Annotated in this window: 18 protein-coding genes; 12 read left to right on the forward strand and 6 right to left on the reverse strand. The window is 65.3% G+C overall.

What is annotated here, in order from left to right; all coding sequences use genetic code 11:
- The first annotated feature begins 72 nt into the window (after nucleotides 1-72).
- A complete protein-coding gene (locus tag ABD050_RS11865) occupies nucleotides 73-603 on the forward strand; it encodes a superoxide dismutase family protein (protein WP_343889549.1) in 531 nt (176 codons plus the stop codon).
- Nucleotides 604-609: 6 nt separating this feature from the next.
- Here the strand turns inward: ABD050_RS11865 and thpR are convergent, their stop codons facing one another.
- Nucleotides 610-1152, reverse strand: coding sequence for an RNA 2',3'-cyclic phosphodiesterase (gene thpR, locus ABD050_RS11870; RefSeq protein WP_343889550.1), 543 nt, complete (start codon nucleotides 1150-1152; stop codon nucleotides 610-612).
- Nucleotides 1153-1333: 181 nt separating this feature from the next.
- On the opposite strand from thpR, the gene ABD050_RS11875 reads away from it, so the two are divergent.
- The 5 genes from ABD050_RS11875 to ABD050_RS11895 all read left to right on the forward strand — a co-directional run bounded on the left by ABD050_RS11875 (nucleotide 1334) and on the right by ABD050_RS11895 (nucleotide 4655).
- A complete protein-coding gene (locus ABD050_RS11875) occupies nucleotides 1334-2077 on the forward strand; it encodes a Bax inhibitor-1/YccA family protein (RefSeq protein ID WP_343889551.1) in 744 nt (247 codons plus the stop codon).
- A 98-nt stretch (nucleotides 2078-2175) separates the two neighbouring features.
- Nucleotides 2176-2955 (forward strand): transglutaminase-like domain-containing protein, encoded by a 780-nt coding sequence (locus ABD050_RS11880; protein ID WP_343889552.1) that lies wholly within the window; start codon nucleotides 2176-2178, stop codon nucleotides 2953-2955.
- Between the two features lie 108 nt (nucleotides 2956-3063).
- Nucleotides 3064-3453, forward strand: coding sequence for a GlcG/HbpS family heme-binding protein (locus tag ABD050_RS11885; protein WP_343889553.1), 390 nt, complete (start codon nucleotides 3064-3066; stop codon nucleotides 3451-3453).
- A gap of 81 nt (nucleotides 3454-3534) precedes the next feature.
- A complete protein-coding gene (locus tag ABD050_RS11890) occupies nucleotides 3535-3843 on the forward strand; it encodes a hypothetical protein (protein ID WP_343889555.1) in 309 nt (102 codons plus the stop codon).
- Between the two features lie 260 nt (nucleotides 3844-4103).
- Nucleotides 4104-4655: a hypothetical protein gene (locus tag ABD050_RS11895; protein WP_343889556.1), complete on the forward strand. Its 552-nt coding sequence runs from the start codon at nucleotides 4104-4106 to the stop codon at nucleotides 4653-4655.
- A gap of 40 nt (nucleotides 4656-4695) precedes the next feature.
- Here ABD050_RS11895 and ABD050_RS11900 read toward each other — a convergent pair whose 3' ends face one another.
- The 3 genes from ABD050_RS11900 to ABD050_RS11910 all read right to left on the reverse strand — a co-directional run bounded on the left by ABD050_RS11900 (nucleotide 4696) and on the right by ABD050_RS11910 (nucleotide 9231).
- Nucleotides 4696-5418, reverse strand: a complete 723-nt coding sequence (locus ABD050_RS11900; protein ID WP_343889557.1) for an extensin-like domain-containing protein — start codon at nucleotides 5416-5418, stop codon at nucleotides 4696-4698.
- Nucleotides 5418-6176: an NUDIX hydrolase gene (locus ABD050_RS11905; RefSeq protein WP_343889558.1), complete on the reverse strand. Its 759-nt coding sequence runs from the start codon at nucleotides 6174-6176 to the stop codon at nucleotides 5418-5420. Before ABD050_RS11905 ends, ABD050_RS11900 begins: the two co-directional genes overlap by 1 nt.
- A gap of 106 nt (nucleotides 6177-6282) precedes the next feature.
- Nucleotides 6283-9231, reverse strand: a complete 2949-nt coding sequence (locus ABD050_RS11910; protein ID WP_343889559.1) for a TonB-dependent receptor — start codon at nucleotides 9229-9231, stop codon at nucleotides 6283-6285.
- A gap of 200 nt (nucleotides 9232-9431) precedes the next feature.
- Between ABD050_RS11910 and agaR the strand changes: the two genes are divergently transcribed.
- Nucleotides 9432-10211 (forward strand): transcriptional repressor AgaR, encoded by a 780-nt coding sequence (gene agaR / locus ABD050_RS11915; protein WP_343889560.1) that lies wholly within the window; start codon nucleotides 9432-9434, stop codon nucleotides 10209-10211.
- Between the two features lies 1 nt (nucleotide 10212).
- Here agaR and ABD050_RS11920 read toward each other — a convergent pair whose 3' ends face one another.
- A complete protein-coding gene (locus tag ABD050_RS11920; protein ID WP_343889643.1) occupies nucleotides 10213-11280 on the reverse strand; it encodes an amidohydrolase family protein in 1068 nt (355 codons plus the stop codon).
- Nucleotides 11281-11467: 187 nt separating this feature from the next.
- On the opposite strand from ABD050_RS11920, the gene ABD050_RS11925 reads away from it, so the two are divergent.
- From ABD050_RS11925 to ABD050_RS11945, 5 genes are all read left to right on the forward strand, one after another.
- Nucleotides 11468-13561: a glycoside hydrolase family 36 protein gene (locus ABD050_RS11925; RefSeq protein ID WP_343889561.1), complete on the forward strand. Its 2094-nt coding sequence runs from the start codon at nucleotides 11468-11470 to the stop codon at nucleotides 13559-13561.
- Nucleotides 13558-14475 (forward strand): EamA family transporter, encoded by a 918-nt coding sequence (locus ABD050_RS11930; protein WP_343889562.1) that lies wholly within the window; start codon nucleotides 13558-13560, stop codon nucleotides 14473-14475. Before ABD050_RS11925 ends, ABD050_RS11930 begins: the two co-directional genes overlap by 4 nt.
- Before the next feature lie 71 nt (nucleotides 14476-14546).
- The gene (locus ABD050_RS11935) at nucleotides 14547-15830 is read left to right on the forward strand and encodes a D-tagatose-bisphosphate aldolase, class II, non-catalytic subunit (RefSeq protein ID WP_343889563.1); all 1284 of its coding nucleotides are present in this window, start codon (nucleotides 14547-14549) and stop codon (nucleotides 15828-15830) included.
- Complete coding sequence (locus ABD050_RS11940) at nucleotides 15823-16965, forward strand: SIS domain-containing protein (protein ID WP_343889564.1); 1143 nt, start codon at nucleotides 15823-15825, stop codon at nucleotides 16963-16965. The genes ABD050_RS11935 and ABD050_RS11940 overlap by 8 nt, the downstream gene beginning before the upstream one ends.
- Nucleotides 16962-17903, forward strand: a complete 942-nt coding sequence (locus ABD050_RS11945) for an N-acetylglucosamine kinase (protein ID WP_343889565.1) — start codon at nucleotides 16962-16964, stop codon at nucleotides 17901-17903. Before ABD050_RS11940 ends, ABD050_RS11945 begins: the two co-directional genes overlap by 4 nt.
- A 127-nt stretch (nucleotides 17904-18030) precedes the next feature.
- Here the strand turns inward: ABD050_RS11945 and ABD050_RS11950 are convergent, their stop codons facing one another.
- Nucleotides 18031-18888 carry a hypothetical protein gene (locus tag ABD050_RS11950; protein WP_343889566.1) on the reverse strand — a complete coding sequence of 286 codons (858 nt, stop codon included), beginning with the start codon at nucleotides 18886-18888 and terminating at the stop codon, nucleotides 18031-18033.
- Nucleotides 18889-19079: the final 191 nt, after the last annotated feature.

Here is a 19079-nt window from a genome sequence, read left to right on the forward strand (position 1 = left end):
GGGCGCAGGATCCGCGTTGCGCAATCGCCGGTTCGGGTCCAGCATCGCCACTTGGCACGAAGGAGATTGGGCATGCGAATCCTGGGCTTGGGAACGATGGCGCTGATGCTGGCGCTCGGTGCCTGCCATGACGACGTGCGCACCGGCGCGCCGGTCGCGAACGGCGCGCGGGCGGTGGCTCTCTTGCACGGCGCCGACGGCGCCGCGGCGGGGCAGGCGACGGCGACCGAGGTCGCCGGCGGCCTGCGCTTCACGATCGACGTAAAGGGCCTGCCGCCCGGCACGCACGGCGCTCATGTCCACACGATCGGCACCTGCACCCCGCCCGATTTCGCGAGCGCGGGCGGCCATTGGAACCCGACCGGCATGAAGCACGGCTCGATGAACCCGCAAGGGCCGCATGAGGGAGACCTGCCCAATCTCGTCATCGGCACTGACGGACGCGGCGCGATCGGCATCACCATCCCGGGCGCCACGATGGCCGGCTTGCTCGACGGGGACGGATCGTCCTTGGTGGTCCACGCCAATCGGGACGACATGATGACCGACCCTTCGGGCAATAGCGGGCCGCGCATCGCCTGCGGCGTGTTTGCGGCGGGATAATCCCGCTCAGCCCAGCGGCCAGCGTTCGACCACCTCATAGCGTGCCGCCTCGCCACCGAGATGGCTCTCGAACAGCGTCAGATAGTCGAGGCGGAATACCGGACTGGACAGCGCGGCATGGGTGGCGAGCCATCGCTCGATCTCGGGGCCGAAGCCTGCATTGCGGCTCAGCCGGGCAAGGGTGATGTGCGGAAGATAGGCGCGCCCCTCGGGCGCCAGGCCAACCCGGATCAGCGCATGGTCGACCTTGCGGTGAAGGGCGGCGAGCGCATCATGGGGCGTGACGCCCGCCCAGAGCGCATCGGTGCGGCCCTTCTTCTCGAACCCGCCGACGCCCGCCAGCGCGACCTCGATCGGCGCTGCATGGACATGGCCGAGCGCCAGCACGATCTCCTCGGCTGCCCGGCGATCGACCTCGCCGATATAGCGCAGCGTGAGATGGATCTGCTCGTCGTCCTGCCAGCGCGCGCGCGGTACGCCCTCCATCGTCGCGGCAAGGTGAGCGCGGATCGGCGGCGGCGGGCGCAGGGCGACGAAGAGGCGGTGCATCGGCCGACTCTATCGCGCTGCTCCGGCTTGTCATCCCGATACCGACAGCGCGGCGGCACCGCGGGGGCTGGTGTATTGACCCTTTATGACACCGCTGCGCCGGATTCGCTTGAAAACCCTACCGCGAAAGCCGATATTCCCGTTATCCGGCATGATGCCGGGTCAAAGGAGCTTTTTCGCAATGGCTAACTGGTCCGACCCACGCTCAGGCGCGACGCGGTTCGCGACGGCCTCGGGCGCGCATTCCGAGGCATTCGACGCGGGTCTTCGCCGCTATATGCTGTCGGTCTATAATTTCATGTTCTCCGGGATCCTGCTGACCGGCCTGGTCGCCATGTTCTTTTCCTGGGGCGGCGTGGATTCGCCTGCCGCGCACATCCTGACCGGCGGCGGTCCGCTGCGCTACCTGATCATGTTCGCACCGCTCGCCTTCGTGTTCGGCATGAGCTTCGGCGGCGCCCGGATGTCGTCCGGCGCATTGCAGGCGATGTTCTGGGGCTTCGCGGTGGCGATGGGCCTGTCGCTGTCGACTGTGTTCCTCGTCTATACCGGCACCTCGATCGCACAGGCCTTTTTCGCGACCGCCGCGTCGTTCGCGGGCCTGAGCCTCTATGGCTACACCACCAAGCGTGACCTGTCGGCGTTCGGCACTTTCCTGGTCATGGGCCTGGTCGGGCTGATCGTGGCCATGGTGCTCAATATCTTCTTCCACTCGGGCCCGCTTGATCTCGTGATCAGCTTTGTCGGCGTGCTGATTTTCGCCGGCCTCACCGCCTATGATACGCAGCAGACCAAGAGCCTCTATGCCCAGGTCGCCGGCACCGGCGCCGAGCAGCATGTCGTGATCATGTCGGCGCTGAACCTGTATCTCGACTTCATCAACATGTTCCTGTTCATCCTGCGTCTGTTCGGCAACCGGAACTAGATCGCGGTCTGATCGCTTCAGGAAGAGGCCCGGCGGGGAAACCTGCCGGGCCTTTTTCATATCCTCGCCTGCCCGGCGAGGGCTTTACGGGAATTCGGATGCGCCTCGCGATCGACGTCATGCTCGACTATTGGATTGCCGAGCCGTGCGACGTGCTGTTGCTGGTCGAGGTGGCGGCGATGGCCGACCAGCGGCTGGAGCGCCAGAACCTCCATATTTATTCCCCCGAGCCGCTCGGCGCCGTCGCGGGCGAGGAGGGGATCGGCCAGCGCAGCTGGGCGCGGGGCGAGGGCAATTTCCGGGTTGAATATCAGGCGTTGGTGGCAATCGACCGCCTGGGCGTCGATCTCGGCGCGCTGCCGGCAACGCCCCTTCGCATGCTTCCGGCCGAGACAGTGCAGTATCTGCTGCCCAGCCGTTATTGCGAGTCCGACCGGTTCGAAGGGTTTCTCGGCCAGGAATTCGCCGGGCTCGAAGGCGGCGCGCTGGCGGCGGCGCTGAGCGAATGGGTGCGCGCGCACCTCTCCTATGAATCGGGTGCGAGCAGCGGCGTCACCACGGCGCTGATGACGTTCGCCGATCGCCGCGGAGTGTGCCGCGATTATGCGCATCTGCTGGTGGCGCTGGCACGGGCAGGCGGGATTCCGGCCCGGTGCGTTTCGGCCTATGCCCCCGGGGTCGATCCCCCTGATTTCCATGCCGTCGCCGAATTGTGGCTCGGCGGGGCATGGCGCCTGGTCGACGCGACCGGCATGGCGGCCCCGGCCGAACTGGCGCGGGTCGCAGTCGGCCGCGATGCGACGGACATTGCCTTCATGACCGTGTTCGGTCGCGCGACGATGAACGAGCAGCGCGTGTCAGTGACGAGGATCACCTGATAGCCCGGCCGTTGCGGGGCGGGCGCCGATGGTGATATTATAAGAAACCATGTGGCTGCCACCGGGGCGGCCATGTGGCGCTGCAGCGCCAGAATCGGAGATGTGGCGATGTACAGCAGCTTTTCCCTCGATTTCGACGACGCCAGCACAATCGCCGCGGCGTGTCTCGCGTCCACGCAGCAGCTGCGCGCGATGGTGAGCGTCGCTGTGGTGGATAGCGCCGGCCACTTGCTCCATTTCAGCCGGATGGACGGTGCGCGCGGCTTTTCGGTCGAGCTGGCGATGAAGAAGGCGCGGCTTGCCGCCAGCGTCGGCGTGTCCACCGCGACCATCGCGGCGATCAAGGGCGCCGCGGCCGCGCAAGCGACCGCCGGGGGCTTGCCGGTGTTGCTTGATGGGCAGTGCGTCGGCGCGATCGGCATTTCCGGGGCCTCGGCTCAGGTGGATGAGACGATTGCCGCGGCCGGCATCTCGGCGTTCGGCAGCCGCCGAACATGATCCGTCGCGCTCCGGCGCAGACGGCAGGAACGCTTCACCCTGCCCAGTCGTTCTATCATCGTAACAGCCAGGAGAGCGGCGATGACCGAGACCCAGAACCCGATCGACCAGAAAGCGCTCGACAGCCTGTCGGTGGCGCCGGGCGATCCTGAAGAGAATCAGGCGATCCACCACCCGCGCCAGGAAGCCGGGCAGGACGCCTCGATCGCGGAGCGCCTCGAGCGCAACCCGGAGAGCAAGGAAGCGCGGCTCGACGCGGCGCTGGACGAATCGATGGATGCGTCCGACCCGCCGTCCTCGACTCAGCCGGTGCACAGCCAGGAGCCGCCGGAATCGTCAGGATATGACGCAGCCGAAGAGGCGCGGCGCAAGGATCAGAAACCCGACTGAAGGCGCCTTCGCCTTCCTTTCCGCAATGCTATCGGCCCTTTTCCCATCCGGGAGGAGGGGCCTGGTTTGTGAATGTTGCGCAAGTATCGCACCTGTCCGCGCTTTTGATGCGGTGGACACCATTCGTCGCAACCTTTGTTGCATCGCAACACGAACTGTGATTCGATGCTGAATGCCGGACGACGGCGCGTTAAGGAGGCTGTTAACCATCTTGGCGCATCATCGCATCCGGTTCCACGATTGCGGGTGGGGTGAGTGTTATGGGTGCTCGTATGAAGCCGGCCAATGGCGCGATGACCTTGGCTGAAATGAAGGAATTCGCGGGGTTCAGTTCGGCGACCCAGCGTTATGTGCGGCGCTCGCTGGATATCGGGCTTGATCGCGACGATGCGATGAGCCGCTGGTCGCGCGATGTCGTCGAAGCCGCCAGCATCCGCGCCCAGGCCAGACTCTATGTCCGCCTTCCAGACATCCGCGCGATGATCCCCGATGACAGCGGCCTCGATTCAGTCGAACCGTTCCTCGCGCCGCTGACGACGGTGACAGCATTCGACCTCGGCCAGGGGCGGCTGACGACCTTCTCCGCCTATCGCTTCCTGTACGAGCGGCTGATCGGCGCCGAGATCCGGCCATGGCTGCCGGCGGCGTTCTGCGCGGCGGCGGCGCTGCCGCATCTCCATCCCGATCTGCGGCGGAAATTGCTGCAGTCGATCAGCGAAGCGGCTGCGACTGCGTCGGGCTGGTCGAACCGCCAGCCGGCCTTTTTCCCGAAATGGGTCGAGAAGGTTGAAGCGGCGGCATTGCCGAACTGACACATGATCGGCCCCTCCTCGCAGGGGAGGGGCTGGATCATTACCGGCAAGCCCGCCAGCCGAACTCCCCGCGTGCCGCCTGATCGAGGTGCAGGTGGTTCCAGTGCGCAGCGTTATAGTCAGGCGACAAGGTGGTCGCGAACAGCCTGCAGGCGCCGCTTCTCGCGTCGTGGAGGAAGGTCGCGTCCGGGCCTTTTCCTTTCCAGTCCCCGGCAACCGTGATGTGCCTGCCATCGGCAAGGCGGAAGCCCGCAATGTCGATCGCGTCGGCGGTCGCATGCTCGCTCCAGCTGCTTTCGCCGGCGATGCGGCGGCAATTATAGCTGCCATAATGCTCGATCGCGACGACGGGGCTGCCGAGCAGCCGGCGCGCGGCGGGTTGCACCACGTTCCATTCCCACATCGAAAGGCCCGCGGCGACCGGACAGGCCATGCCGACATCCCCGGGCATATAGGCAGCGCCCCGCGATCCGCCGGCATCGAAGCGGACGCCGTCGGCATAGCCGCAGACCCCGGCATGGAGTGGCGGCACGACGGTATAGCGAACCCCCGCCTTGCGAAGCAGCGCCCGGCATCTCGGGAAATCATGGCCGAGCCCCGCCAGCTTGCGACCCGTGAACAGGCCGGTCGGCTCGCCGAGATCGAGCTGAGTCCAGGGCAGGTCCTGCGGCCTGTCGCGCAGCGTCGCGAGCAGCACCAGGCCGAGGGCGAGGAGGATCGCGGCGATCGTCGCGCTGCCGAGCGTCAACCGCACAGCCCGCATCAGCCGCGCAGCGCGCTCGTGATCGGCTCAGCGGTTACTGGATAGCCGAGATCGCCCGGAATGCAGAGATGCGGGATGCCGTCGCGATCCTCGGCCCAAGGCGTTACAGTGCGGATCGGGTAGCGCGCCGCGTCGACGGCGGCTTCGTCGAAGCTGGCGAAGCCGGCGAGCCGTTCGAGATTACGGCGGGTCGGGAAGATGATCCGGACCCGGCCGGCATCGGCATCGTCGAGAACCGCCTGCGCGGTCGCCCAGAAGACGCGGACATTCTCGGTATCGTCGACGACAGGATCGGGCGCGTCCCCGGGCAGGCGGGCGAGATAGAAGCGGGTATCGAAGATGCGCATATGCGCGTGCGCCGGAAGCCACCGGGCGAAAGGGACGAGCGGATCGGGGTCGAGCGCGAGGCCGGCATCGTGCAGCGCGTGGCCGAGCGCAGCGCCGGCATGAAGCGCGGCGCGGACGGTGCCGAGCGTTTCGGCGTCGGGCGTCGGCACGAGGCCGATCGGCACGCCGACTTCCTCGATCGTCTCGCGGATCGCGGCGATGCGTGCGGCGATGTCGTCGGGGTCGCCGGGGAAGGTCAGCGCGAGCGCGCGGTCGCCCGGATCGATCCGCCCGCCGGGAAAGACCAGCGCGCCACCGGCGAACACCATTGCCTTGGCGCGCTCGACGAACAGCAGCTCGGGCGCGCCGCCGGTTTCGCGGAACAGGACAAGGGTGGCGGCGGGGATCGGGGAGGTTGCGGTAACGGGCATCGGCCCGGTGTAAGGACAGCCCGCGCGATTGTCATTCCCGCGCATTCGGGCCTTGCCCGGATCAGCAACGGGACGCCGCCTTTCGGGGGCGCCCGTCATCCGATCGTCAGAAGGCGAACCGGATGCCCGCCGTCAACGTCCGCCCATAGGCGCTGTAGCCAGCCCCGACGCTGCTGCTGGTGCCCGTCGCGCCCGAGGCCCAGATCGCATAGGGATTCTGGTTGAGATAGGTCCGCACGATCGCGTTGGTGAGGTTCTTCCCCTCGACATAGACCCGGAGCTGCTTGGTGATGTTGTACGACGCGCTGGCCGTCACCCAGTCATAGGATTTCGCATAGGCTGACCAGCCGGTGATCTCGGTGAAGGTCGCATAGACGAACGGGCTGGTGTGATCCCATGACACGCTCAGCGACACCGGACCGTGCTCGTAGAAGGGGTTGATCGAGAAGGTCGTCGGCGCGACGCCGGCTTCGGGGCCGGCATTCTGGCCATCGACCCGGGTTTCGCTCCAGGTGTGGGTGAACTGGGAGCGGATGCCGAGGCCGTTGGAGAGCATATGCTGCCAGCTGAGCTCGACACCGTAGATTTTCGCGGTGTCGCCATTGACCGGCTGGATCACGCTGAACAGCAGCGGCGCGCAGGCATTGCCGTTGAAGCAGCCGACCGCGCCGATATCGACTCCGTTCAGCTCGCGGGTAGTGATGTCGTTGCGCAGCTTCTTGCCGAACAGCGCGACCGAAATCATGTCGTTCGGATGGTAATACCATTCGAGCGACGCATCGAGCTGCCAGGCAGTGATCGGCTTGAGCGATGCGTTGCCGGCATAGGAGACGACATAATCCTGGTTGATCGCATTGTCGGTTTCGGTCGGTGCGAGCTGGTTGAGGTTCGGGCGCGACACCACCTCGGCGACGGCCGCACGCAGCTGGAGGCGGTCAGTGATGTGGTAGTTCAGGTTCGCCGAGGGCAGCGCCAGGGTGTAGCTGCCATGCTCGACCAGCGCGGTAGGCGCCGAATAGTCGACGACGCCGGCGTTGGTGGGGTTGGCGGTGTCGGCGACCGTCACCTTCAGGATGTTGTCGACCGCGGTGGCGGCGGTGGTGGTCGTATGGACGAGGCGCACGCCGATGTTGCCGGACCAGCGCGGCCCGCCGAGCGTGGCCTGGAGATAGCCAGAGATCGTCTTCTCGCGCACCACATAGGAATTCACCGCATTATATTGCGGCAGGGTGGCGGAGAAGAGATAGGTGCCCGAACCCGCCGTGTAGTTGGGCGTGCCGTCCAGCGTCTTCAGGCCGGCGAGGAGAGCCGGGATGTCGAGCAGCACCTGGGTGTGCGGGAAGCTGCCGCCGGCGCCCGCGAAATAATTCGGGAAATTGAACGTGGAGATCACGTTCGCGCCCATCGAGGCAAAGGTGATCGGGGCCGGCTGGCCGTCAAGCGTGTTGTAGAGCGAGCTGTACTGGTTCGATCCGCCGGTCCAGTCGTTGCTGATGTCGCTGCGCGACTTGGAGCGGGTGACGTAATTCACCCCGACGTCGAGATGCTTGAGGATGCCGTCGAAAGCCCAGGTCGCGTCGAACTTCGCGCCTGTTACCGTGTCCTCGATCGAGTATCCGGACAGGCCGACATAATGGGTGCTCCAGAGGCTCTGGTTGTTGAGCCGGCCCGATGCCAGATCAGTCGCATAGTCGCTGCCGTCCGGCAGCGTGACGCTGATATCGGGCATGGCGTTCTTGTTCGCGCTATAGGTGATGATGTTCTGGTTATAGGGCGTCGGCGAGACGAGACCGGCAGTCACGAATGCATCCTGGCCGCCTTCGGGCCGGCTCGCGTGCGAGCGATAGACGTCTCCCTTCAGCGTGAGGCGCGGAGTGGCCTCCCAGGTTCCGTTGAGGCCGATCAGATAGGTGTTCACGGTGCGGTCGATCGTCTGGTTGACCACCTCCGGCGTGAAATTAGTGCCGGTGAATTTGGTGATGATGCCGTCGTTGATGGTGACGTTCGACCATTCCGGATTGCCGTTCTGGTCGTAGGTGAAATTGGGATAATAGGACTGGTTATAGGCGACCTGGGGGTCGCGCAGCCTGGTGTACATGCCGTCGATCACGATGTGGAGCGTGTCGCTGGGCTTCCATTCCACCGCGCCCGTGACCGCGAAGCGCTTCTTGCGATCGACGACCGAGCCGAACTGGATGCAGCACAGGCCGACAACCGGCTGCGCGCCGGGCGGTACGACGCCACCGGCGGTGGCCGGCGGCCAGACGCCCGGATTGTTGGGATCATAAGTGGCGTAGTTCAGCGAGTCAGTGCGGAACTTGGTGTCCGAATAGACGATTCCGACCAGGAAGCCGAGGGTCTCCGCCTTGTTGGTGTCGCTGACGAAGCCCGAGACCTTGAAGCCCTTGTCATGCGACATGTCGTTGTAGCTGCCCTCGCCGCGCACGACGGCGTGAAAGCCGGGATGCTCGAACGGCCGGGCCGAGCGCAGGTTGACGGTGCCGCCGATACTGCCTTCCTGGGCGGAAGCCTCGGGTGACTTCAGCACATCGGCGCCGGAAATCACGTCGGACGGCAGGATGTCGAAGGCGAAATCGCGGCCGTCATCGTCGGTGGCGAGGATTCGGTCGTTCAGCGTGGTGATGTTGTATTGCGAGCCGAGCCCCCGCACGCTGACATATTGGCCCTCGCCACCGGTCGTGCGGTTGATCGTGATGCCGGTGATGTGCTGGAGCGAGTCCGCCACATCGCTGTCGGGGAAGCGGCCCAGCTCGGTTGCGTTGACTGAGTCGACCACCACGGCCGAGTCCCGCTTGATCCGGAGCGACTTGTCGAGGCTGCCCCGGATGCCGGTCACGACGACATCCTGCTGCGTCCCGCCGTCGAGGACGGCGCCGGTCGAATCGGGCGCCGCGGCGGACGTCTGGTTGCCCGTCTCGGTCGGGAGCGCGGGTTTTTCCGCAGCCGCCTGGGCAAGGCAGGGCATCGCCACCAGCATCGCGAGACCGCTCGTGCCCGCCAGTTTAGCCAGACGCACCTTCACTGCGTGTGCCATCGTCAATTCCCCTTGTCCGCCCCCGCCTCGCGGAGGCCATCCCTGATCGCGCCTGTTTCGCTTTGACGCGAAGTTTCGCAACATTGCTATCGCTTAGTCGCAATACCTGTCAAACCGAAATTAAACGAAACCATAAAAGGGCCGATTGATAGCGGTTGGGCAAGTTGATACAGAGAGGGCTTGAAGCCGGGATTTAATGCTTGTCAGTCACACGCGATACCAGCGAACGCCGCCAGATCATCACCACGCTCGTCCGTGAGCGGGGCAGCGTCCAGGTCACCCCGCTGGCCGAGCGCTTCGGGGTGTCGATGCAGACGATCCGCAAGGATCTTCACTATCTCACCCAGCGCGGCGTCGCCGAGCGTTCCTATGGCGGCGCCATCCTCGCGGGCACGGTCAACGTCACGGCCGAGCCGGCGGTCGAAGCCAAGCGCTCGATCCACAGCGAGGAGAAGAGCCGGATCGGCCGGCTGGCCGCCGCGATGGTGTCGCCCGGCGAATCGATCGTGCTCGATTCGGGCACCACGACCCTCCAGATCGCCCAGCATCTGGCTGACGACGAGGACATCACGGTCCTCACCAACGATCTCGACATCCTCGCCGTCCTGGCCCGCAAGGACCGGATCAACGTCGTGATGCTGGGGGGCGCCCTGCGGCGCAAGAACCGGGCTTTCTACGGTGCGCAGACGGTGGGGGCGCTCGACGATCTGCGGGTCGACAAGCTCTTCCTCGGCGTTGACGGCTTCGATATCGAATGCGGCATCACCACCCATTACGAGCCCGAGGCGATGCTGAACCGCAAGATGGTCGAGGCGGCGCGGGAAGTGATCGCGGTGACTGACAGCTCCAAGTTCGGCCGGGTCTGCCTTCACCGCATCATCGACATCGCCGAGATCGACGATCTGGTGACTGACGAAACCGTGCCGGACACGATCCGGGCGGCCGGGGACCGGCTCGACTTCCGCATCCACCGCGCCTGAGTCAGCTCCCGAGCCGGAAGACCCGGCGGGCGTTGCGATAATAGAGCTTGTCGATCACCGTGCGCGGCAAGGCGAGGCCCTTTACGTCGGCCTTGATCGCGCCGACATGCTCGCTGCCGTCCGTCGCCAGATAATGCCAGTCGGAGCGCCAGGCATCGTCAGCTTCCTTGGCGAAATCGCCGGTCGCCGGCGGATTCTGGGCGCGCGCATTGGGGTCGGGCGGGTTCTGGGTGAGGTCCGTCCCGTACATCAACCTGTCCTGATATTTCAGGAAGAAGGCGCGCACCTTGCCATAGTCGTCGCGCGACTGCGCCTGCACCTGCGTGATGCGCGCGGCGATATCGACAGTCGCATTGGGGAAACGATCGAGGAATTTGGCCAGCGCGTCCACGCTCCACTCGAGGCTCGCCATATGTGCGCCGACGAAGGAGAGGTGCGGATGGCGGGCCACGAAACGGTCGCGCGCCGCCATCAGGCTCTCGTAGCTCGGCTCCTCCGGGTGGAGATACATGTAATATTCGGGATGCTCGCGGAAATAGCTGCGGTCATTGTCGGTCGACATCTGGTCGAGCGGCAGCCAGCAATTCTTCGGCTCGCCCTGATGCGCGATCAGCGGGACATGCCGCTCCTCGAGATGCTTCATCACCCCGTCGAAGCGCGGATCGTCGAGGAAGATGCGCTTGCCCTCGGGATCCCGCTCCACCATGCCGATATTCTTCCACACTTTCACGGCGACGGCGCCCCTGGCCAGCGCAGCGTCGATCGCCGCGTTGGTCCGCTCGGTCCAGCCCGGCGTGCCGAAGCCCTTCATCGAGAAGGTGGTTGCATAGTGGAAGCGCCCGGGATCGGCGGCGCGCTTCTTCTCGGCGATCGCCGCCTGGAGAGGCAGCGGCGGAAAGTCCGGATAATCGACGTTGATCGACAGCAGCTCGAAGCCGTCCTTCGCGGCGATTGCAAGGAAGGCCTGGTCATCGACATTGGCGTGCACATGCGCGTCCAGCTTGGGCACGCGCGCGAAATCCGCGTCGGCATAGGTCGATTGCGCGTGCGCGGAGGCGGCCAGCATCATTGCCACCAACCACGCAGAAAAGGGCCGTCCGACCTTCATGGCAATCACCTCCGAATGAAAACGAAATGAAACGCGCCAATATGTTGCGTTTTTGGTTTGCGTTGCTCGGGCCGATCAGGCAAGTCTTTTCCGCACGCGGCGCGTCGGACATCGAACGCCGCCGGATGCGACCGGGAGGAGCCTCGTGATGCACAGCCCCGTGACACGCCGCGGCGCGATTAGCCGCCTGATGGCGGGCGGAGCCCTGCTGACGGCCGCGATCGCCCCCGCCCGGCTCTGGGCCCAGGCTGCCGCCGCTGCGCGTCTCTCGGACGGCACGCTGACGATCGAGGTCGATTCAGCGATGCGATCGAGCCTCTCGATGGGGTCGCTGGCGTTGACCGCGACCGACGCGGCCGACGCGTTGCGCCTCGACGATCACAGTATCATCGATCGCTTCCTGCTCCTCGACCAGAAGGCCGAGGCGGTCTCGGGCGACCATGGCGCCGGCCGGCGGCATGTCCTTCGCGGTTCAGCCGGGGGGCGGATCGAGAAGCAGCAGACCTTCACCTTTCTCGATCGCTACCCTGGCCTTGCGCTGATCGAGACCCGCTACCGCAACACCGCCGACACGCCGCTCGCCATCGCCGGCTGGCATGCGGCCACGCACGATCTCCTCGCGCATCCCGACGGCGCGTGGAGCTTTGCCGGCGCCTCCTATCCGGATCGCCGCGACTGGATCCAGCCGGTCAGGGCCGGCTTCCAGCAGCTCAATTTCATGGGAATGAACGGTGCCGATTATGGCGGCGGCACGCCTGTCGCGGTGGTCTGGCGGCGCGACGCGGGCCTCGCCGTCGGGCATGTCGAGACAGTGCCCAGGCTGGTGGCCTTCCCCGTCGCCGCCCAGCCGACCGGGACGCGGATCGGCATGACGGGCGCGGAGGCGGTCCTGCTCGCGCCCGGCGAGGCGCTGACCCTGCCTACCGTTTTCGTCATGGTCCATGGCGGCGACCATTTCCGCCCGCTCGACGCCTATCGCCGGATCATGGCCGAACGCGGCCTCGCTGCCCCCGCCGTCCCCGAAGCAAGCTACGCGCCGATCTGGTGCGCCTGGGGCTATGAGCGCAACTTCACGACGGAGCAGATCCTCGCCACGCTGCCCAAGGCCAGGTCGCTCGGCCTTGAATGGGCGGTGCTCGACGACGGCTGGCAGACCTCCGAGGGCGACTGGAAGGTCGACCGCGGCAAATTCCCGGGCGGCGACGCCGACATGAAGGCCTTTGCCGATCGGGTGAAGGCGGCTGGCATGAAGCCCCGCCTGTGGCTCTCGCCGCTCGCGGTCGATCCCGGCACTGACCTGCTCCGCGACCATCCCGACATGCTGCTGCTCGATCGCGACGGCGCCGCGCAGAATGTGAGCTGGTGGAACAGCTTCACGCTTTGTCCGGCCTATCAGCCCACCATCGACTTCTTCCGGGGGCAGGTGCGCCGGATCGTCGGCGACTGGGGCTATGAGGGGCTGAAGCTCGACGGCCAGCATCTCAACGGGGTCGCGCCCTGCTACAACCCGGCGCACCGCCACGCCCGGCCCGAGGAATCCTATGAGAAGCTGCAGGATTTCTGGAAGGTGCTCTATGACGAAGCAATGGCGATCAACCCGCAGGCGGTGATCGAGATCTGCCCGTGCGGCGACAGTTTCGCCTTCCACAACATCCCGGCGATGAACAACACGCCGGCCTCGGACCCCGAATCCTCCTGGCAGGTCCGGCTGAAGGGCAAGACGTTCAAGGCGCTGATCGGCCCGTCCGCGCCCTTTTCCGGGGACCATGTCGAGCTCAGCGACCGGCATGACGATTTTGCGTCGAGCTACGGCATCGGCGCCATCCTCTCGACCAAATTCACCTGGCCGAAGGATACTGACCATCCGACCGACACTCTGCCCCCCGGCGGCTTCGTGCTCACCCCGCAGAAAGAAGCGCTCTGGCGCAAATGGATCGCGCTCTATCGCGCGCGCATGCTGCCCAAGGGGCGGTATCTCGGCGGGCTTTACGATATCGGCTTCGACAAGCCCGAGGCCCATGTCATCGCAAAGGACGGGCGTCTCCACTACGCGTTCTACGCCGACAGCTGGGACGGGCCGGTCGCCCTGCGCGGGCTCGACAGGCGCCGCTACCGCCTCACCGACGCCTTTGCCGGGCGTGCGCTCGGTACCGTCAGCGGGCCCGACGCCACCCTTGCGGCCAGCTTCACGCATTTCCTGCTCGTCGAGGCCGAGCCAATCGAAGGACCCGCCACCGCATGACCGCTTCCTCCTCGTCGGGCCGGGCCTGGCTGTTCAACGCGCTCGCCACGGTGGTGCTCTGGGGCATATGGGGCGCCTTTTCGGGCCTGTCCTCGGAGCACGGCTTTCCCGAGACCCTGGTCTATTGCGTCTGGGCGCTCACCATGATTCCGCCGGCGCTCGTCGTGCTGGCGCAAAGCGGCTGGAAGCTCGACCGCAGCCCCCGCGCGATCGCCTATGGCGCGGCGGTCGGCCTGCTCGGGGCGGGGGGACAGATGGTGCTGTTCTACGCGGTGACGCGCGGGCCGGCCTATCTGATCTTTCCGATCATCTCGCTGTCGCCGGTGGTGACGATCGCTCTCTCCTTCCTCTTCATGGGCGAACGCACCGGAAAGCTCGGTATCCTCGGTATCGTGCTTGCATTGATGGCGCTGCCCACCTTCGATTTCGCGCCTACCGGCGGCGCGGCGGAGAGCGCGAGCTGGCTGATCCCCGCGCTCGTCGTGATGGCGTGCTGGGGCGTGCAGGCCTATTTCATGAAATCGGCCAATCACATCATGTCGGCCGAGAGCATCTTCTTCTACATGATGCTGACCGGGCTGCTCCTGATGCCCGTCGCCTATGCGATGACGGACTTCAGCAAGCCGATCAACCTGGGCGCTGACGGGCCGTGGCTGGCGGCGGCCATCCAGGTGCTGAACGCGATCGGCGCGCTGACCCTGGTCTTCGCCTTTCGCTACGGCAAGGCGATCATCGTGGCGCCGCTCACCAATGCCGGCGCGCCACTCGCCACCGCGCTGATCTCGCTCGCCATCCTGGGCGTCGTGCCCGGGACGCTCAAGATCATCGGCATCATCCTCGCGCTGACCGCGTCGCTCCTGCTCGCGATCGAGCCCGACACGGTTGATGCGTCCGCCGAACCTGTCACCATTTAAGTTTCTTTTTATTTCGTTTTGTTGCCTTCTAATGGTCAAGGCACTATCGGGACGAAGGGAAAGGAGCCTTTGTGCAGCTGATTCGGGATATCATCGACCGCCACAAGCGCGGCGAGCGCGTGGGCATCACCTCGGTCTGCTCAGCTCATCCGCTCGTCATCGAGGCGACCTTTCGCCATGCGCAGCGGCGCGGCCAGCCCGTCGTGCTGATCGAGGCGACCTCCAACCAGGTCAACCAGGATGGCGGCTATACCGGGATGGTCCCCGCTCAGTTCCGCGCGTTCGCGCAGGGCATTGCCGAGCGATGCGGCTTTCCGCCCGCGCAGCTCATCTTGGGCGGGGACCATCTCGGCCCCAATGCCTGGACGAGGCTGCCGGCCGCCCAGGCGATGGACAAGGCCGAGATCATGGTTGCCGACTATGTTCGCGCCGGGTTCCGCAAGATCCATCTCGACTGTTCGATGAGCTGCGCCGACGATCCCGTGCCGCTGCCCGAGCCCGTGATCGCCGAGCGCGCCGCGCGCCTCGCCCGCGCGGCTGAGAGTGCCTATGAGGGGGATCCGGCAGACGCGCCCGTTTACGTGATCGGTACCGAGGTCCCCGTGCCCGGCGGCGCTGCGGAAGACCTTGACGAACTCGCCGTTACCAGCCCGACGGCCGCGATCGCCACGCTCGACATGCATCGCAGGCTGTTCGCCGAAACCGGCCTCTCCCACGCCTGGGACCGCGTCGTCGCGACCGTCGTGCAGCCCGGCGTCGAGTTCGACCATGACCGGGTGATCGATTATCGCCCCGAGGCGGCCGCCTCCCTCAGCCGCGCGATCGAGCGCGTCGATCATATCGCCTACGAAGCGCATTCGACCGACTATCAGACCGGGGCAGCGCTTGCCGCGCTGGTGCGCGATCATTTTGCGATTCTGAAGGTCGGCCCCGGTGTCACCTTCGCGTTGCGCGAGGCACTTTGGGCGCTCGACGCGATCGAAGGCGAAACCGTCGGCGAAGGGCGGCGCGCCCGGCTGCGCGAGACGGTGATCGCGCGCATGAAGGCCGAACCCGGTAACTGGCAGCGTTATTATCACGCGACCGGCGCCGCGCTTGACCTCCAGCTCCAGTACAGCCTCAGCGACCGCATCCGCTATTACTGGCCCGACCCTGCGATCGTCGCGGCGCAAAAGGCCCTGTTCGACAATCTGCGCGCCGCGCCGCCGTCGCTGCCGTTGCTCAGCCAATATCTTCCGGTGGCCTATGCCGCCGTCCGCGCCGGCGAGGCCAGCCTCGATCCGGTCGATCTCGTTGTCGCGCATATCGGCGCGACCCTCGACGCCTATCATGGAGCTTGCCACCCCGATGTCTGAAATCCTGTCCGCTCCCGCCCCGCAGGTCGGGAACGCCGAAAGCTGGACGCGCCGCGAAATCCTCCAGCAACCCGAGACGCTGCGCGCCACCCAGGCGTTGCTCCGCGCGCGGCAGGCGGCGATCGAGGCGTTCCTCTCGCCGCTGCTCGCACGCAACGACCTGCGCATCGTCCTGACCGGCGCCGGCTCGTCAGCGTTCATCGGCGACAGTCTCGCGCCGTGGCTGTCCATGGTGATGGGCCGCTCGATCGAAGCGATCGCGACCACCGATATCGTCAGCGCGCCGGCGCTCCACCTGAGAGCGGGCGCACCGACGCTGCTGGTTTCGTTCGGCCGTTCGGGCAATAGCCCGGAGAGCGCTGCCGCGGTGGATCTCACCGAAGCACTGGTCGATTCGCCCCATCACCTCATCATCACCTGCAATGCCGAGGGAGACCTGGCGCGGCGCGCCGGCGCGAACACGCATGTCGTCGTGCTGCCGGATGCGACTCATGATCGCGCCTTCGCGATGACCTCGAGCTTCACGGCGATGATGTTCGCCGCCCTTTCCATCTTCAGCGGCATCGCGACGATGGAGGCGCGCGCCGAGGTGATCGCGAAAGCGCTCGCCGACACGCTCATGGACGCCGATCAGCGCATGGCCGCGCTGGTCGAACACGGCTTCGAGCGCGTCGTCTATCTTGGCAGCGGTGCGCTCAAGGGCCTTGCCCGCGAGGCCTCGCTGAAGCTCCTGGAACTGACCGCCGGGGCGCTGGTCACTGCGTTCGACACGCCGCTCGGCTTTCGCCACGGACCCAAGTCGATCGTTACGGACCGCACGCTGATCGTCGTCTTCGTGTCGAACGATCCGCTGACCCGTCGCTATGATTGCGACATGATCGAGGAACTGCGCGCCGAGGCTCGGTGTGGCGCGGTGCTTGCCGTTTCCGCCCAGCCGATGGAAGGTGATGCGCTGCACATCCCCCATCTGGAAGATGCCGCCGATGCCGACCTCCTCATCCCCTTCATCCTGCCCGCGCAGCTGTTCGGCCTGCACGCGTCGTTGAAGCTCGGTCTCATGCCGGATACGCCCAGTCCCAGCGGCACGGTGAACCGGGTGGTGCAGGGTGTGCGCATCCACGCGATCGGGGCATGAGCGAGCGCCGCTACTTTCTGGGCGTCGACGGCGGCGGCACCAAGACCGAGTTCGTCTGCATTGACGGCGACCGGAAAGTCGTCGCGCGGATCGTCACGGGGACGACCTACCATCTTCAAGTCGGATTGGAGAATGCGACAAGCCTGCTGGCCCGGGGCGTGGCCGGGATCTGCCATGAGGCGGGCATCACGCCGGACGATCTCGGCTACGCCTTTTTCGGCCTGCCGGCGTTCGGCGAGGATGCCGTCGTCGATCCCCAGCTGGAGCAGGCCTGCGGCCGGATCCTGCACCATGGCCGCTACGCCTGCGGTAATGACATGATCTGCGGCTGGGCGGGGTCGCTGGGCTGTGAAGACGGCATCAACCTCGTCGCGGGAACCGGTTCGATCGGCTACGGCGAACGGCGGGGCCAGGCCGCGCGCGTGGGCGGTTGGGGCGAGGTCTTCAGCGACGAGGGTTCGGCCTACTGGATTGCGATCCAGGGCCTGAACGCCTTCACCCGCATGAGCGACGGACGCCTGCCGCCCGGTCCGTTGCATGCCGGGTTCAGGCGGGCACTCGGCCTGAGCAACGACCTCGAGCTGTGCGCGCGGATCATGGGCGAGCACGGCATGGCACGCGATGAGATCGCAGGGCTTGCGCCCATCATCTCCGAGGCAGCGGAGGCTGGCGATCCAGTCGCCGTCGCGATCCTCGACCGGGCCGGGCGAGAGCTTGCGGACATGGCGAAAGCCTTGCGCCATGCGCTCGGCTTCACAAGGGATGAAGCGCCCCGCCTGTCCTGGTCGGGAGGCGTCCTGACCGGAGAGCGCGCAGTCCGCGAGGCGCTCAAGCGCGCGCTTGCCCTGCACGGCGATTACTCATTGATTGAGCCACTGCATGATCCGGGAGTTGGTGCAGCTCTATATGCCCGGCATCTCGCAGTGACGAAGCGGTAGATCGAGCGCGAGGCCGCATAAAATGCACTTTTGATTGGTGGAGCTGAGAGTGACGTGCTCTCCTGAGTGCTATCACTCAGTTTTAGCCCTACCCGCACCTCTGGCGCCCTCAGTGTTTCGGTGCGGTTCATAAGCGGATACCGGGCCTGAGCACGACTTGGAAGATTAGCAGCAGAATGGCGAAAGCTATGATTGGTCGATAGACATCGATCATCTCCGGGTCGCCGCCCTCGATTCTGGGTGATGAAAGCGAAATGCCAAGCGTCAGCCAGCCGATACCGATGATATTGATCATCAACGGAATAGCGACGACTTCGATTGCAGATCGCGGCACGCGGAAAGCAATGCTCAGAAGGGCCGAGAGCAAGGCAGTTATAAGCAGCGGTGCCAAGCAAGCTCGCGTGCCCTCCATTGCGGATCGCGATATTGCCTTCGGAATATGTTGAGCCAGCGCGGTACCTGCACACCACATGCCGAGGACAGAGACTACCAGAAGGCTGAGCTTCATTGTGTTGCTGAAACCGAGATAGGCCAGCGCCCGGCCTACGTCGTTGCTCGGTACCATTGCTCCAACAGCGAATTGGGATAAGGACTGAAATAGTCCCTGGAATGCCATCCAGAAGGTAAATACCCGCCAGCTTGCGGATCGTAAGAGGGATGAATGCAGCATCAAAAGGGCGCTAACCCCACTGGTCAGGGTTGCGACCGCCCCTGTCCCCTGTAGAAGTTCCGATATTGGAGAAGAACCTATCCAGTCGTGGTCATTGTGATATAGGGTTGGAGAAAGACCAGGAGTAAGCGCCTTCGGTATAACCAGCCACAGTTCTTGCCAAAAAAAGGTCAGGTTGAATGCCAAGGCACACAATATGATGGAACCAAGTGGTGGAAGATGATGCGCATACAAAGGCGCGGGCTTGAGGCGACACATGCCGACGATCAGAGGGGCGAATCCCAGCCCGAGAATTAGCCAGATGAGAATCTCCATATCGCTCCTGCCTCGGTTGTCTGGCTTTCCTATAGGCTCGCGAATGGAAGAGTAAGTGATCGCTTTCGCAAAAAAATCATGGAAACCGATGAACGGCCGGCACCGGGCGCGTTCCTTTTGCAAGAGTGCGGAGGGGAGTATGGGGCTTGGAATGCGGGGCCAATCGGCCACTCTTCCTAAAAAGGAAGTTA

Origin of the sequence: Sphingomonas oligophenolica (assembly GCF_039522915.1) — a bacterium.
Classification (GTDB): domain Bacteria; phylum Pseudomonadota; class Alphaproteobacteria; order Sphingomonadales; family Sphingomonadaceae; genus Sphingomonas; species Sphingomonas oligophenolica.

Excerpts from the sequence above, each read along its gene's own strand:
- thpR (WP_343889550.1), bottom strand. The coding sequence starts at position 1,152 with ATGCACCGCCTCTTCGTCGCCCTGCGCCCGCCGCCGCCGATCCGCGCT.
- ABD050_RS11875 (WP_343889551.1), top strand. The coding sequence starts at position 1,334 with ATGGCTAACTGGTCCGACCCACGCTCAGGCGCGACGCGGTTCGCGACG.
- ABD050_RS11880 (WP_343889552.1), top strand. The coding sequence starts at position 2,176 with ATGCGCCTCGCGATCGACGTCATGCTCGACTATTGGATTGCCGAGCCG.
- ABD050_RS11910 (WP_343889559.1), bottom strand. The coding sequence starts at position 9,231 with ATGGCACACGCAGTGAAGGTGCGTCTGGCTAAACTGGCGGGCACGAGC.
- ABD050_RS11900 (WP_343889557.1), bottom strand. The coding sequence starts at position 5,418 with ATGCGGGCTGTGCGGTTGACGCTCGGCAGCGCGACGATCGCCGCGATC.
- ABD050_RS11940 (WP_343889564.1), top strand. The coding sequence starts at position 15,823 with ATGTCTGAAATCCTGTCCGCTCCCGCCCCGCAGGTCGGGAACGCCGAA.
- ABD050_RS11885 (WP_343889553.1), top strand. The coding sequence starts at position 3,064 with ATGTACAGCAGCTTTTCCCTCGATTTCGACGACGCCAGCACAATCGCC.
- ABD050_RS11905 (WP_343889558.1), bottom strand. The coding sequence starts at position 6,176 with ATGCCCGTTACCGCAACCTCCCCGATCCCCGCCGCCACCCTTGTCCTG.
- ABD050_RS11865 (WP_343889549.1), top strand. The coding sequence starts at position 73 with ATGCGAATCCTGGGCTTGGGAACGATGGCGCTGATGCTGGCGCTCGGT.
- ABD050_RS11895 (WP_343889556.1), top strand. The coding sequence starts at position 4,104 with ATGGGTGCTCGTATGAAGCCGGCCAATGGCGCGATGACCTTGGCTGAA.
- ABD050_RS11945 (WP_343889565.1), top strand. The coding sequence starts at position 16,962 with ATGAGCGAGCGCCGCTACTTTCTGGGCGTCGACGGCGGCGGCACCAAG.
- ABD050_RS11920 (WP_343889643.1), bottom strand. The coding sequence starts at position 11,280 with ATGATGCTGGCCGCCTCCGCGCACGCGCAATCGACCTATGCCGACGCG.
- ABD050_RS11930 (WP_343889562.1), top strand. The coding sequence starts at position 13,558 with ATGACCGCTTCCTCCTCGTCGGGCCGGGCCTGGCTGTTCAACGCGCTC.
- ABD050_RS11890 (WP_343889555.1), top strand. The coding sequence starts at position 3,535 with ATGACCGAGACCCAGAACCCGATCGACCAGAAAGCGCTCGACAGCCTG.
- ABD050_RS11950 (WP_343889566.1), bottom strand. The coding sequence starts at position 18,888 with ATGGAGATTCTCATCTGGCTAATTCTCGGGCTGGGATTCGCCCCTCTG.
- ABD050_RS11925 (WP_343889561.1), top strand. The coding sequence starts at position 11,468 with ATGCACAGCCCCGTGACACGCCGCGGCGCGATTAGCCGCCTGATGGCG.